Source organism: Meridianimaribacter flavus (assembly GCF_004366715.1).
Taxonomy (GTDB): domain Bacteria; phylum Bacteroidota; class Bacteroidia; order Flavobacteriales; family Flavobacteriaceae; genus Gaetbulibacter_B; species Gaetbulibacter_B jejuensis.
Genome location: NZ_SOQZ01000001.1, coordinates 822,447 through 837,703, shown reverse-complemented (window position 1 = coordinate 837,703; position 15,257 = coordinate 822,447). Strand labels below are relative to the sequence as shown.

The following is a 15,257-nucleotide window of genomic DNA, read 5'->3' as shown; positions in this document are numbered from 1 at the left end:
CAAAAGCAAGCCCTAATTACACTTCACACTATAAAACCGTATACGGAATTGTATACGCTAATTAATAAAAACAAATATAGCAAATGAATATTAATTCATTAAAGATTCAGATAATTCTGAATATTTTACTTCTTCAATTATTTCTTTTTTATTACTATCAACCTTTGGACTAAACAAATCTTTACTTACAGGAAAAGCACTAAGCTGTTCTTCTGGATAACTAAATTGTAGTATGTCCTCTATTTCAGATTCGTTTAAATCTACAGATAGCCAATTGTGGGTCAATTCTTCATCCAATATTAAAGGCTGTCTATTCTTTTTATTATGAATTTTAGCAAATAGAGGAGAAGCTTCTTTGGTTAAAATTGTAAAAGTTATGTATGTGTCAATAACTGTATAAAGACCTGCTAATGCTAAAGGATAGTCTTCCTTATTTTTGAAATAAAAAGGATATTTTTTTCCTTTATAATCATGTGGCTCAAAAAAACCAGAAACAGGAATTATACAACGCTTTTCCATTATGGCATTTTTGTATATAAAATGATTAAATGCTTTTTCTGATCGGGCGTTTAGACCTCCTCCATAACGGACTGCCTCTTTGTGGTAATCTTTTATGTCATCTTTCGTTTTATAACTAGGGACAATACCCCAAATCCCAGGAGCTAATACGTCCGAACGCTCTTGTGGTATTACCAGCATGTTTGGGTGTGAAAAACCGTTGTGATGATAAGTAGGTTTGTCAAAATAAGATTCCATTGAAGGGTCAACAACACCTACTTTAAAATGTTTCTCTAATTTTTTAACCTTGTTAGTGGTACTAGTATGAAAACACATGTTTATTTTTTCTTAAAATTAAGAAATCAAATGGATTAGGCGAAGTTTATGGCTATATTGATTTAAGATGTTTTAAGGATGCGTTACGTGGATCGCTAATTATGCCCATTTTTTTACTTGATACGATAACCATGCTATAAAAGCCAAATCGGTCTTTAATTGAACCGTAACACATGTACACTCCTAGACCGTTAATAGGAAATTTATCTACAATATTACTAAAGTGTACAGCGTCAAAATATTTACCTTCTTGATCTATAAATGTGCTAAGCCGCATTAATTTACCTTGTGATGTTCTATTAAATCTGGTAGTCACAAGACTCCCATATATAATTACATTTTCACCAATGTGGTTTTTCATCTCACTTGCTGTAATACCACCATGTATTTTTTCACTAACTAAATTAAAGTAATTGCATAATGGAAAACCTAGTAGTTCCATTTCATCATAAGCATCTTCAATCCAATTAGTCTTTAATTTAGGTAGCTCAAATTTCTTATGTTGAATTTTAAATAGCTGATCTTGTTTTGTTTTAGAGCCTTGGGCATTTAGTTTAAAAATAGCTTGCCACAACAATTCGGTTTTATGCTTTTTTGTAAATCTAAATGCATTAATGCGTATGAGGATTGTTAATTGTTCAATGCTAATAGAAACACGATCTATAAAATCATCAAGAGACTTGTAATCGCCAAATAATTGTCTATTACTTAAGATTCTTTGTATGGTATAGGTCTCTAAATTTTTCAAATACCCAAACCCTAAATAAATGGAACTACCAATTAATCTATTGGGATGGTCACTTCTATTAATGCATGGCAAACAAATCTTAGCACCTTGTTGTTTAGCTTCATGTAGATAATGTTCTGTACTGTAAAACCCACCACCATTATTTAAAACTGCAGTCATAAACTCCAAAGGGTAGTAGCACTTCAAAAACAAACTTTGATAACTTTCAACAGCATAAGATGCTGAGTGTCCTTTAGCGAAAGCGTAACCAGCAAAACTTTTAATTTGATTCCAAACTTCAAAAATTAAGTCATCTTCAAACCCTTTGTTTCTACAATTTGAAATGAACTTTTGTTCTACTTCTAAAAACTCTTTTCGCGATCTATATTTTCCACTCATACCTCGACGTAATATATCCGCTTCCCCAAGGGTGAGGTCTGCAAATTGATTGGCAACCTTCAATACATCTTCTTGATAAACCATGACACCATAGGTCTCTGGCATTATTTGTAATAATATTGGATGCGCATCTTTTCGTTTTTCAGGGTTTCTATGGCGTCTAATGTATTCGTCTTTCATTCCTGAACCAGATACACCTGGTCTTATTATAGAACTAGCTGCCACTAAGCCCAAGTAATCTTCAGTTTGGAGTTGTTGCATTAAACCTCGCATAGCAGGTGACTCAACATAGTACGCTCCAATTGCACCACCTGTTTTTAGAAGTTGGTTGATGTTTTTGTCAGTCTTAAATGCTTCAACATTTGTAATGTCAATATCATTAACTTCAGGTCTATTGGTTTTAATAATTTCTAATGCATCTTTTATTTTAGCTAAACCCCTTTGCCCTAATATATCAAACTTAAATATGCCTACATCTTCAGCAATAATCATATCAAACTGAACAGTAGGAAAACCTTTAGGAGGTAAATCTGTTGCAGAATAATAATGTACAGGCTTATCTAAAATTATTATTCCAGCAGAATGTACACTAAGGTAATTAGGAAATCCCTCGATTAATTTTCCATAACGTAAAACCAATTGAGATAGTTCGTCTAAATCGGATTGCCTATAATTTCCTTTACTAAGTTTATCAATTTCTTCTTTAGGTAAACCAAAAACTTTGCCCAATTCTCTAACCACTGCACGATATTTAAAGGTGTTGTAGGTAGCCATCAAAGCTGTATGGTTAAAACGCTTGAAAATATATGCGGTAACATCATCTCTATCTTTCCAAGAGAAGTCAATGTCAAAATCAGGAGGTGAAGCTCTAAAAGGATTTATAAAACGCTCAAAGTAAAGATCGAGTTCAATTGGATCAACATCAGTTATACCTATAATATAGGCTACAATGCTATTAGCTCCACTACCACGACCTACATGAAAATATCCTTTACTTTTTGCGTAATTAACAATGTCATAGTTGATAAGGAAAAAAGAAACAAAGCCTAATGTTTTGATAGTGTGAAGTTCAGTGTCTAATCGTTTCAAAACTTCATTTGTAGGGTCGGTGTATCGTTTGTTTAAGTTCTTAAAACATAAGCTCTCTAATAACTTAAAATCAGTTTTAGATGAGTCTGTATACAATTTTAAATTTTGTGATACTCTTTCATTGCCAAATGAAAAGTCTATTGTACAGCTATCAAGTATCTTTTTTGTATTATTTAATATGAATGTAAAATCTTTAAAAGCATCTTCTAAACTTTCTTTTTGATGCATTTTATCAGTTGCTAAACATTCTTCAGATTTATCTAGCTTACTTAATAAACAGTTTTTATCAATTGAACGAAGCAGTCGATGTGCATTGAAGTCTCGTTTGTTTCTAATGGTTACTTGTTGTTGTACAACCAGTTTGTTTTTGAGGTTTAACAACTTTGAGAAGCGTAACTTTTTAAGTTCTTCAATCGAGACACCAATAAACTCGTTAGGTTTGAACTCATTTTTTTCAAGTTGTAAGACTTTTTCAAAAGGATAGACTAAATAACAATTACCTAGTGTTTTAGTAGGTACATCAGGTAACTCTATATCATTTTCAGAATGGTAAGATAAAAATTGGTTTAACTCCTTAAACCCTTCATTGTTTTTAGCTATACCTACAAATAATTGATCGTTACCGTTTCTAAAGTCAATTCCTATTACAGGCTTAATGTTAAATTCTTTTGCTTTTCTAATAAAGTTTAAACATGCCGAAGTATTATTGATGTCTGTTAGCACTAAAGCATCAACATTGTTCTCCTTGGCAAGCTCTAAAAGTTCAATTTCAGAAAACGTGCCATAACGTAAGGAATAATATGTGTGGCAGTTTAAATACATTATTGTTTTCGATGTGCCAGTAACACTGGAGGTTCACCACTGAAAGGATTATTAAAACGACCAATAGTTTTAGCTCCCATAGATGAAGCTCTCATAATGCTTAACTCTCCATAACGCAATCTTACTTTATCCATGGCATTATAAAGACTAATCATTTCTTCAGTATCATCAAATAGATTGATTTGATAATGACCACTTACTATATCACTAATTTTAACACCAACTAATCGGATTAATAAGCGACGCTGGTATAGTTTTTCAAATAACTCAAGTACTCTAGGAATTATAATATGATCAGCACTTGAATACGGTATTTTTACTTGTTTGTTGTAGGTGTTAAAATCTGAATATCTAATCTTTACACTTATAGTGCCAGCTAATTTGTTGCCTCTTCTCAATTGAAAGGCCAAATTTTCAGCCATTGCAAAAATTGTAGTCTTTAATACTTTAATATCGATTGTGTCTTTGTTGAAAGTACGCTCTGTTGATATTGATTTTCGTTCATGAAATGGTACTAGAGGTGGATTGTCAATGCCATGTGCACGTTTCCAAATCGTTCTTCCATTTACACCCAAAGCACTTACCATCATTTCTAAAGGCATTTGTTGTACAACACCCACTGTGTCGACTCCTAGATTACGTAAAACTTGATACGTCTTTTCTCCAACAGATGGTATCTTTCGAATCGATAAAGGCGCAAGAAACTCTTTTTCAAATCCTGTATCGATTTTTAATTGATTATTAGGTTTTGCTTCTCCAGTTGCAACTTTTGAGACTATTTTATTTGTTGACAAACCAAATGAAATTGGAAGTCCAGATTCCTTAATAATTCTTTTCCGTAATTCAGAGGCGTATTTGTAGCAGCCATAAAATTTATCCATGCCTGATAGGTCTGCATAAAACTCATCGACGCTAGCTTTTTCAAATACAGGAACACTCTCCTTTATAATTTCTGTTACTGTGTGCGAATATTTAGTGTAAATGGAAGAATTGCCTCTAATAACTATTGCTTCAGGGCATAATCTTCTAGCAACTTTCATAGACATCCCAGAGTGAACACCAAAAGATCGAGTTTCATAACTGCAAGCAGCTACAACTCCTCTGTCTCCAGTACCACCAACCAATAATGGTTTGTTTTGTAAACGCCTATCAATAAGACGCTCACATGAAACAAAAAATGTATCTAAATCCAGATGTAAAATATTCTTTTCCATAACACAAAATTAGCTACATATTAAAGCAATTATTGCTTATATTTGTAGTATTATGAAAATTGTAGCAAAAAATATTCGTCATCTTAGAAAGCTAAAAGGGTTAACTCAAGAAGCGTTAGCTGAGCATCTAAACGTATCAAGGTCTAGGATTGGTTCTTATGAGGAAAATAGATCAGCACCTACTATAGAGTTTTTAATACAACTATCCGATTTTTTTAAATTGCCTATAGACATACTATTGAAAAATGATTTAACTAAATCTAAGGATGCATCATTTATTGAAATTGGTAATCAACGTGTTTTATTCCCTATAACTGTAGATACTGATAGTGATGATTTAATCGAAATTGTTCCTGCTAAAGCATCTGCTGGATATTTAAGTGGCTATGATGATCCTGAATATATTGAACAGCTGCAAAAGATAAAGTTGCCTTTTTTACCTACTGGAAAGCACAGAGCTTTTCCTATAAAAGGAGATTCTATGTTACCTATGAAGGATGGAGCTTTTGTTGTAGGTAGATTTATAGAAGATAGAAATGAAATTAAGACAGGACGCACCTATGTATTGGTTACACTTAATGATGGTATGGTGTATAAACGCGTAATGAACAATATAGATTTTAATGGGTCATTGTTATTGATGTCAGATAACAAAACCTATAACGACTACAGTGTGCCTATAGACGAGGTTTTAGAAATTTGGGAATTTACATGTAGTATAAATACGCAAGAATATTCAGAGGAAGAACTTAAAATTAGTAGTATTCTTAGTATGTTTAATGAACTTGGTGTTGAGTTAAAGGCTTTGGAAAACAATTTAAAGATAAAATAAGACTATAGATACTTTAAACTTTAATTGTATAAAATACCAAAACTAATTTTAGTGTATTGTTTTTAACACTAACTTGCCGTAATTAAAACAATAGGTTAACATTATTTTATTGTCATAATATATTACATAAAGACAAACAATCACAATGTTCTTGATTAAAGAAATTCTTTTCAATTAGAATTGACGTTAGCTCCTTGGGTAGTGTAACCATTTTTACAATTTCTGATTTTTCAAGACTAAATTATATTAAGCTCTTCCAGAATATCTTTTTTTAGTTTACTAAACGGTCTACTGCCAAAATCTTCACTATCATAAAAAACTCCAAAGGCTAATCTATATAACTCTTTTTGAGAAACTTTTAAACCAGTATATGTTTGTGATGATAAAATATGTAAATATCTATCAGAATATATTTGCTTGAGTTTTATCAAATCAAAAATTTCATCATTGTGAGCATTATAAGTCTCCAGTATCTTAAACAGTTTTAAATGCCTAATAACTTTTGGTGGGATTGGGTTATTTTTATTTAAGATAATCGAAATTGTATTTTTTGAGTTGATGTCATACTTGTATGAAAAATTAAAATCTTCAATTATGTTATCCATATAGGGATGGGGATAGAACTTTAATCTTAAGGGTTTATTTAATTTAAATCTACTATTACAAACAGTACATGAGGGAATTAAATTATGAAACGAAAGTCCCAAAATAGGATACCTAGATTGAGGAAAATAATGATCAAAATCTGGTTTGATTAAATTTGCTCTGACATTTATGGTAGATTGTCTATTACAATATGGACAATATTTTATTGAAATATTATTTGAAAGATCATTAAGATTATACTCTTTTTTATCTTTACTAAAATTTTTATATGAGAAGACTTTTTTAATTATTGAATCATACTTTCTCTTATTGCTTGATTTTTGAATACTATAATATTTTTTATTTAGCTCAGTCAACTCAAGAGGGTTGGCAGATAATAATTCATCCAGATTAGCTTTTATAAACTTTAAAATATAATTAGGCAAACTATTTAAATGCTTAGACTTTAAAACCTTTGCTCTTAGATTATTCAAATGAATAATTTTTGCTTTTTTGGCTGACCTATTATTAATGTTTATCACTCTTCAAACTTTTTAAATAAGCTATCTGTTCATCCAATATTTTATCCCTTACATTTTCACCTGTTTTTTCACCATACATCTCCAGCAGCTTAGTCTTTAAAATTGGTTCATCTATTATCTCGATTATAGTTTTAACCTTTTCTGCAAATTCTAATGTAACAACATCATCCAATTTTTCAGAATTTAACCAATTGATAACTTCTTCTATCTTATCTCTTGCAAAATCTCCAACTAAACCATCTCCAATAAAAAAAGAATCTGCTAATAAATCTGTAATGTTAGCTCCAAATGATTTTGTCGGTTTTTCTTTTTGAGATAGTATGCGAATATTATCAGTAGTTCCATCATTCTCTCTTTCTATATATGTTATGTTATAATTTGGAATATCAGAAAGAGTTAAACAATCATGTGTAGATATTATTACTTGTATTTTACGATTATTTAAGTTTGGATTTTTTGAATTATCTATATCGTCATTCAATTTTTGTAAAATTAAAGGTGTCACCTTTGCTATCACACTTACAAATCCTTTTTTCCATAAAGGATGAAAACCTAAATCTGCTTCATCCAACAGCAAAATATAATGCTCTTTGCGACGCATATGATGATGCTTTTTAATTGTAAACTCATAGAGGCTACTGAATAGGTTTATCAATGACTTTTCCCCAAATGATAATCTTTTATTAGGTCTAAACTCTAATAATTGTGCATCAATAACCGAATTAGTATTAAGCTCTTGAATTACTCTTTTATACAATTGCATCACCTCCTTGAACCCTTCAAAATCTACCACTTGAAGATCCACATTTAAAACTCCCTCACCTAATTTAAACCCTTCCTTATCTATGATTGATTGCAAACTTGAATAAAGGTTTATAATTGAATCAAAAAGACGAATAGCGCGTTTTGCCCCTGATTTTAATTGATCAATAATCTCAAATCTAGCCTCAAAAATTTCATCGAAAGATTTGTTAATACCTTCTTCTATTTTAGTCAAATCAGACTCTATCATTTTTCCCAAATCACTATCTTTAACATCATATTTATTAAACATATGATCTATGTAATTAGTTAAATTATGACTTATATTTGTAAATTCTTCACCTATTAAATCCTTTTCAATTAATGAGTCTAAACTATTGGATACATAGTCAATTAGACCTTGAGATTTGAAGCTCGATGATTTATCTTTTAATTCACTGATTATCAAAAGGATTTTATCCTTTTTTTTCTTTAATTCCCCATCAAAATTGGTCTCTTCGAACACATAAAGCAAATTGTGATAATAATTATCATTATAGTTTTTTCTTAGTTCTTTATAAATATATTTATCTATATAGGCCAATTTATGAAAGAAGAAATGATCTAGTTTTTTAAAAAAGTCCTTTTCCTTTATAATATCATCGAATGGGACTTCATAAACACCATTAAAGGCTGTTTGAATTGAAGTACCATCAATAATTAAATATGAAAAAATATTTACCTCTAGATCCTTAAAAAAGTCCTTACTTTCATGTAATAAATGTACTTTATCTTTATTTGGGTATTCATTCCATAATTTATCTAAACTACTTTTTTGAATTTTTTCAATGTCTCCTTCATTCTCAAACCCTCCATAAGTATTTCTCAAATCTCTTTTATTTAGAGGTTTAGCAAACACCCTTAAATAATCATAAAGAGGAAGTTGAGGATAAACACTTTTGATTTCATTTACCACCTCATCCGTCAAAAGCAGAAGTGACCGTTCTACATTATCCAAGTAATATTCGGCAAGAGTTGACTTAAAATGAGTAGTTTTAGATATTGGCGAGCTAAACCTAGAAAGATCACTATCTGCTATTGGTGAATAATAAAGAATTGGTATATCAACGTTGACTATTGTTTCCAGTTTATTATTTTCAAAGTATATCTTATAATTATCTAAATCAGAAATATTTCCATGTTCATTAACTTTACCTGTTCTATTTTCAATAGTAAGCTCATCTTCCTCGTTTTCATAAATAAAGACTGATTTAGTGTAGTCATTAAATTTATTAATTATAGAAAAGAGGGTAGTTTTACCACTGCCATTAGCACCAACAATTGCAGAAAATTCGGTTATACGATATTCATGTAGCCTTTCAACATAATTTTTATTTTTAACTCTATTTATTACAATTTCTTTTTCCTTTTTTTCAAAGGAATAGAAGTATTTACCTATTAGGTTTATTGTTTGTGGTCCATCAAATAGGTAATGCTCAAGTATATAAACCGCCGCCAACCTCATACCTCACCATATTTAGCATTATCCTCCGCAACCATACCCAACTCCTCTTTTGCCTCACCAACGGTAACCTGCCCATTCATAAGCATAGGTAACAACCAATCGCGTAAGGCAGCGAGTTTTTGGTTTTCTTTTTGATTTTCTAATATTTTCTTAAAAAAAGGCTCAAACTTTTGGTTATACTTTTTAATTAAGTCTTCTTTAGGAAATATTAAAGGAATATTATCTAATTGCTCTCCACTTATATTAGGTTGCGCTGCACCAGAACCTATTTTAAATACTTGAAGCCTAAAATACTCTTGTTTTAATGATGAATATAAAAAAGGTAGCCTTCTTAATCTTTCTTTTCCTAGTGAGTACAAACCAACTCTTTGATTAATCAAATAATCATCATCTGGAATTATTGCAAACTTTCCAATAGTTGCACCAGTCATAGCTATAATTACATCACCTTCTTTTGAGTTAAAACGATTAGCTTTTTTTGCGATTTCCGTTGATACATAAGCCAAATCTGATGTATTAACCTTTCCTTCTTCGGTAATATCTTTTATCTTTAAAACTGGACATCCTTTTGTTTGCCAATTTGAAGATTTGAAAGCATATCCTGAGCTTACTGTTGCATACTCTCCAAATTTCCCTTCATTCCACCCCTCAGGAATCTCACGTTTTAATTCCTCATTATACACCATCTTGCCGCCAGAAGATTTGTAGGGCTTACCGTTTTGGTCTGGAAAATCAAACTGGACAAACCAATAGTCGTAAATGGTTTTGGCGAGTGCCTCTAACTCTTGGTTTATTTTGTTGTTGACTTCTATTTTGGCATCTAAATCGGATAAGACTTTGGCGATTTGTTTTTGGACTTTTAATTCAGGCAGGCTGATTTTTATACCATAGTACGCTCCAAAGGTCATACTTGGAACACCTGTCCCTGAATTAAGATTGCTTAAATCCAATAATTTCAAATAATGATATAAGTAATAAGCATCAACCTTAACCTTATTAACTTCGGTATAATAGATTGTATCTACTGTCCAAAAAGGCTTATTGGTATACTGAATATTATCTAATGTTCCTTTTCGTGGTAGTAAAATACTTTCTTCTTCATAAAGAGATTCGTTTGCATACCGCATAATTCCACCACTACCAAAAACGGGAATTTCACCATCTTCAAGATGTTTATGGTCTCTACCATTCTTTATTTTTAAAAGATCGCTTAAAAGATACTCAGTCATAATTTCAAACTCTTCAAATTATTCTGAATTTCTTTTTCCAACGTATCACTTTCAGCAAACAGTTCTTCTAAATTGCTTTCAAAGTTTTTGATTTTAGCATCAAACTCTTCCGCAGTAATATCTACATATTCAATTTTTACTTCAAAATACTGTCCAGCACTTAAGGAGTAGTTTTTTGCTTTTATATCATCGTACTTTACCACTACCGAGAAATCTTCCACTTCGGTCTTGTTCGTAAATGTTTCAATAATTTGGTCTTCTTCGGTTTCGCTTAATAGTGTTTTTTGGTTTTTACCCTCTTTTACCGTAGTCCCTAAATTAGAGGCATCAATCAAAACCACATCTTCCTTGTTTTCCTTATCTAAAAACACAATAGAGACATTGGTACCTGTAGTTGCAAATATGTTAGAGGGCATACTTACCACACCTGCCAACATTTTGTTGTCTACCAGTTTTTGGCGTATTTTTTTATCGATACCGCTTTGTGCAGTAATAAAACCTGTGGGCACTACAATAGCGGCTTTTCCTGTAGCATTAAGGCTGTGCATTATGTGCTGTAAAAACAAGGTGTAAATCGCCATTTTGTCTTTCGCCTTTTTAGGCACATTGGGTACACCTGCAAAAAAGCGGTTTTTGTTTTCCTTTTTCTTTAGGGTTTCTACATCGTCACTAAAATCGAGCTTAAATGGTGGATTACTTACGATGTAATCAAACTTTCGTAAATCGCCATCTTTTTTATGATACGGATCGGTCATTGTGTTTCCTTGTATCACGTTTTCTATACTGTGCACCAAATTGTTCAGTACTAAATTTAAACGCAACAGGTTAGACGATTTTTGCGAGATGTCTTGTGAGTACACCGTACATTTATCGTTGCCTATGGCGTGCGCCAAATTCATTAACAATGTTCCTGAACCAGCACTTGGGTCGTAAATGGTTTTATTACTCACAGGTTCTGGTACCAAGATGTTGGCAATAATTTTAGATACAGCGTGTGGTGTGTAATATTCGGCATACTTACCACCAGCATCGCTGTTGTAGTCTTTAATTAGATATTCAAAAATGGTAGAGAAAAAGTCAAAGCCTTCGCCCATTATATTTTCAAAATTGAAAATCACCAATTTGTTAAATAAGGCTTTTGCGAAAGCGTCTCGCTTACTACTTACAAACTCGGTAATACGGTCAAAGAGGCGTATTTTTTGTCCGTCTTCGGTTTTTACAGCAAACAAATCGTTATTGGTTGCCGCAATATCCATTAAGGTATCGTCTACGGTTTTGGCAAAATCGGGTTCGTTTTGGCGTTCAAATAGATTTGGTATTAATTGGTGTGGCAACAAAAACGCGGTGCTATCGCTCATTTGGTAACGTAACATTTGGTATTCTGTATCTGGTATGTTTGCCAGCTCCTTTTCCCAATGCTCCACGTCTGCCAATTCTGGCTTTACCTGTTTAACCTCATAAGCGAATTTGTCGTTTAAAAATTTGTATAAAAATATCTGGCTAATGATTTTAAACTCATTACCATCATTACCCAAACCATAACTGGCACAAACGGCTTTAAGCTCGTCTATAAGTGTTTTGGTTTTTATTACAAAGGGTTCGTTGTTGATGTCTTTTGTCATTGTTTATGCGGTTCTTCCGTAATATTCGTTTAAATATTCTTCTACGATAATGTTTTTTATAAATTCTACGGTTTCTACATCCATAGAAACTTTTTGTTTGCTAAATTCTTGAAATACCAAACGCGCTACCAATTGACCAAAATAGTGTTCGTTGTTTAAACTATCGGCACGATTAAGTACTGCTACATCGGTTTCTTCTTTAATGTGCTGTAAAGCTTCAATAATTACGGTTTTTAATTTTGAAGGTTTGCCAGCTTCTACCAAGCGTTTTTGTACACGAGCATATTTGGTATCGCCTTGGTACTTGTCTTTTAATAAATCGTTTTTACGATTCAGTTCTTTTATTTTTTCGTGAATTTGTTTTAGCGAGGTCATATTCGCTTCCATTTCTTCACGTGATACTTCACTTAAATTTTTATTGTCGAATAGTCTACGCAACTCATCGTATAGCGATACCCATTCTGGGTCTTTGGTATCGAAATTTCCACCAAGCGCTTCACGTGTTTTCTTGAGCAAGTCTTTAAGGTCGTCTGCCAACACCATTTCGGCTTCGCCTACTTTTTTGAACATAAAGAGCACATCCTCTAAAGCCACATTCAGTAAGTTGCCAATTTCCTCGTTGGTTTCTAAAGCGTTTTTGGCATTCATTAATGCCAAATGGTTTTCGGCTTCAATGCGTAAGGTGTTTAGTTTTCTGAAGTCGATTTTTTCTAATAGCTCATATTCACCCACCAAACGAATGATGTTGTATAAGGAACGTGCATCGTCCAATGCTTTTCTAATTTGAAGCATCTCGGAATGGTCATCGATTTGTGAAATTTGAGATGAAAAGTTTTCAGCATTCTTTAGGTCGAAATCTGCTAGTTTCTCTTTAATCTCTAAAATGTTCTTTTCCATTTCGTCACGCGACATAAAGAGGTTGGAATAGCTTTCCATCTCGTCTCCCAATACATCCTGAAGCTCATCAAAATAGGCTTTATTGGTTTTATCAAACTCTTTAGAAATGTCTGCAAAGTCTACCACATAGCCAAAACGATAGTTTTTGTAGGTTCGGTTAACACGTGTTAAGGCTTGTAATAAGTTGTGTGCCTTAATGATACGCCCTAAATAGATTTTCTTTAAGCGTTTGGCATCAAAACCAGTCAGCAACATATTGTAGACAAACAAGATGTCTATTTTGCCTGCTTTAAAATCGTCGCGCCATTTTTCCAATTCTTCTTTAGAACCGCTATCGTATAAAATAAGCGCTGCTTTTTTAACCTTGTAGCTTTCCTTTTGTTTAGTTAGGTATTCGCTGGCTTCTTCCGCAGCTTGTGGTAAAGTCGACGCTTCACTTTCTTCATCTCTGTAGCTATTGAAAATTTTGAACATTTCTCTTGCTTGCTCGCTACTGTCGCAAATTACCATTCCGCCAGTAGAGGCATCAGCATTTCGCTGACGGAACAATTCTAAATCCTTTACAATATAATCGAGCATGGGTGCTACAAACGAAGGATGCGCATAGGCTATTTTTTTATCTAAATCGCCTTTCAGTACATCAATACTATCTAATGCTTTCTTTAGCAGGATTTTGTATTCAGTTTCTATTTCCTCCCGAATCAACTTTAAGGTATAACCGTCCGCAATGGATTTATTGTAGTAATATTTATGAATGTAACTACCGAATAAATCTTTAGATTTTAAGCTTTCGCCAATTAAAGGCGTTCCTGTTAATCCAATTTTAATGGCGTTTTTATCAGATTGCTCCAAGTTCGCCAAAAAACTCCCTTTAGGGTTGTAACTACGGTGTACTTCATCTAAAAAGTAGACACGTTGTATGTTGATGTTGTAATCGGTTTCTCGGCTAACATCAGTATCATCCTTAAATTTATGAATATTGACAACGGTGATTTCACGTTGCCCCTTATCATTATAAACTGCTGTTGTTTTTTTTAAGTCGGCAACAAATTCATCGCGAGAACTTACAGTATGAACTTTTAATCCGCGAGCTGTAAATTCATCTCTAGCTTGGGTTAATAAATCCAAACGGTCAACAATAAAGTAGAATTTTGGAATGATTCTTTTCTTCTGAAAATAGTCCGTTAGAAAATGTGTGTTGTAATACGCTAAAGCCGTTTTGCCAGAACCCTGTGTATGCCAAATGATGCCTTTCCTTTTCTCCTTATCTAAATGTGCCTCAATGGCTTTGGTAGCAAACATTTGAGGATAACGCATAATGTGTTTTTGTAATCCACTGGTTTCTTTTACATAAGCCAACGCAAATTGTAAAACAAACTGCAAACGCTCTTTAGATAATAAAGACGTTAATATGCGATTGGTTGCACTATCTGGATTTTTATTGGTTTTGTATTCTTCGCTATTCTTTATGGAAGGATAATTGGTGTCTTTTAAAATAAAAGCTTCTACCGATTCATCTAAAGGTTTTAAAACCTGCGATAGGTTAAAACCGATTTCTTCCCTAAAATAATTGAAAATAGGTTTTACATAAGAAGGTGACGCATAAAAAGCACCTTGCCAAGGTTCAATCTCATTATCATCATACTCCATATTGTTTGAGAAAATCATAAACTGTGTAAGATTTACAAATTTTCTAAACTTCTTATTTTGAAAACGTGTGATAATGCGTTTACGTTCTGCTAAAACACCATCACGATTATTAGGCTTTTTAACTTCGATGAAGACTAAAGGCATTCCGTTAATTAGACAAATAACATCTGGTCTAAACTCGTCTTCACCGTTTTTGTAAGTCAACTCGGTAACAACGTGAAAATCGTTGTTTTCAAAATTTTCAAAATCAATTAATCGTGTTCCAGAACGATTGATTAGCTTATCATAAAAGGCTTTACCTAAATCTTCATTTTCTAAATCTAGTGCTACATCTTGATATAGTCTATCAATTTCTACAGGTGATAAATCCGGATTCACCTTAGTCATAGATGATTTAAAAATATCTGTAAAGATGTTGGTATCTTCATCCCAAACAGCATCTTTTAAGGAAATGTATTTATACCCAAGTTGGGTTAAATGTAGTATAGCAGGAAGTTTTACTCTAGAGTCTTCGTTGAATGTCATAAATTGTTAATACTATTTTTGTAT

Annotated in this window: 9 protein-coding genes; 1 reads left to right on the top strand and 8 read right to left on the bottom strand. The window is 32.5% G+C overall.

Features of this window, described 5'->3' with window-relative positions:
• Positions 1 to 90: 90 nt before the first annotated feature.
• From A8975_RS03735 to dinB, 3 genes are read right to left on the bottom strand one after another with little or no spacing between them, the layout of a single operon-like run.
• Positions 91 to 834: an SOS response-associated peptidase gene (locus A8975_RS03735; protein WP_134198723.1), complete on the bottom strand. Its 744-nt coding sequence runs from the start codon at positions 832 to 834 to the stop codon at positions 91 to 93.
• A gap of 52 nt (positions 835 to 886) precedes the next feature.
• On the bottom strand, positions 887 to 3,871 hold the full coding sequence (locus A8975_RS03730) for a DNA polymerase III subunit alpha (protein WP_134198722.1): 2,985 nt from the start codon (positions 3,869 to 3,871) through the stop codon (positions 887 to 889).
• Positions 3,871 to 5,085 (bottom strand): DNA polymerase IV, encoded by a 1,215-nt coding sequence (gene dinB / locus A8975_RS03725; protein ID WP_134198721.1) that lies wholly within the window; start codon positions 5,083 to 5,085, stop codon positions 3,871 to 3,873. Before dinB ends, A8975_RS03730 begins: the two co-directional genes overlap by 1 nt.
• A gap of 52 nt (positions 5,086 to 5,137) precedes the next feature.
• Between dinB and A8975_RS03720 the strand changes: the two genes are divergently transcribed.
• A complete protein-coding gene (locus A8975_RS03720) occupies positions 5,138 to 5,917 on the top strand; it encodes an XRE family transcriptional regulator (protein ID WP_134198720.1) in 780 nt (259 codons plus the stop codon).
• A 236-nt stretch (positions 5,918 to 6,153) separates the two neighbouring features.
• Here the strand turns inward: A8975_RS03720 and A8975_RS03715 are convergent, their stop codons facing one another.
• Genes A8975_RS03715 through A8975_RS03695 form a run of 5 tightly spaced genes read right to left on the bottom strand, consistent with a single transcriptional unit; the run spans position 6,154 to position 15,233 of the window.
• Complete coding sequence (locus A8975_RS03715) at positions 6,154 to 7,044, bottom strand: hypothetical protein (protein WP_134198719.1); 891 nt, start codon at positions 7,042 to 7,044, stop codon at positions 6,154 to 6,156.
• On the bottom strand, positions 7,031 to 9,310 hold the full coding sequence (locus A8975_RS14505) for an ATP-binding protein (protein WP_166667438.1): 2,280 nt from the start codon (positions 9,308 to 9,310) through the stop codon (positions 7,031 to 7,033). The genes A8975_RS03715 and A8975_RS14505 overlap by 14 nt, the downstream gene beginning before the upstream one ends.
• A complete protein-coding gene (locus tag A8975_RS03705) occupies positions 9,307 to 10,539 on the bottom strand; it encodes a restriction endonuclease subunit S (protein WP_134198718.1) in 1,233 nt (410 codons plus the stop codon). The genes A8975_RS14505 and A8975_RS03705 overlap by 4 nt, the downstream gene beginning before the upstream one ends.
• Positions 10,536 to 12,161: a class I SAM-dependent DNA methyltransferase gene (locus A8975_RS03700; protein ID WP_134198717.1), complete on the bottom strand. Its 1,626-nt coding sequence runs from the start codon at positions 12,159 to 12,161 to the stop codon at positions 10,536 to 10,538. The genes A8975_RS03705 and A8975_RS03700 overlap by 4 nt, the downstream gene beginning before the upstream one ends.
• Positions 12,162 to 12,164: 3 nt before the next feature.
• Positions 12,165 to 15,233 carry a type I restriction endonuclease subunit R gene (locus A8975_RS03695; protein ID WP_134198716.1) on the bottom strand — a complete coding sequence of 1,023 codons (3,069 nt, stop codon included), beginning with the start codon at positions 15,231 to 15,233 and terminating at the stop codon, positions 12,165 to 12,167.
• Positions 15,234 to 15,257 lie beyond the last annotated feature (24 nt).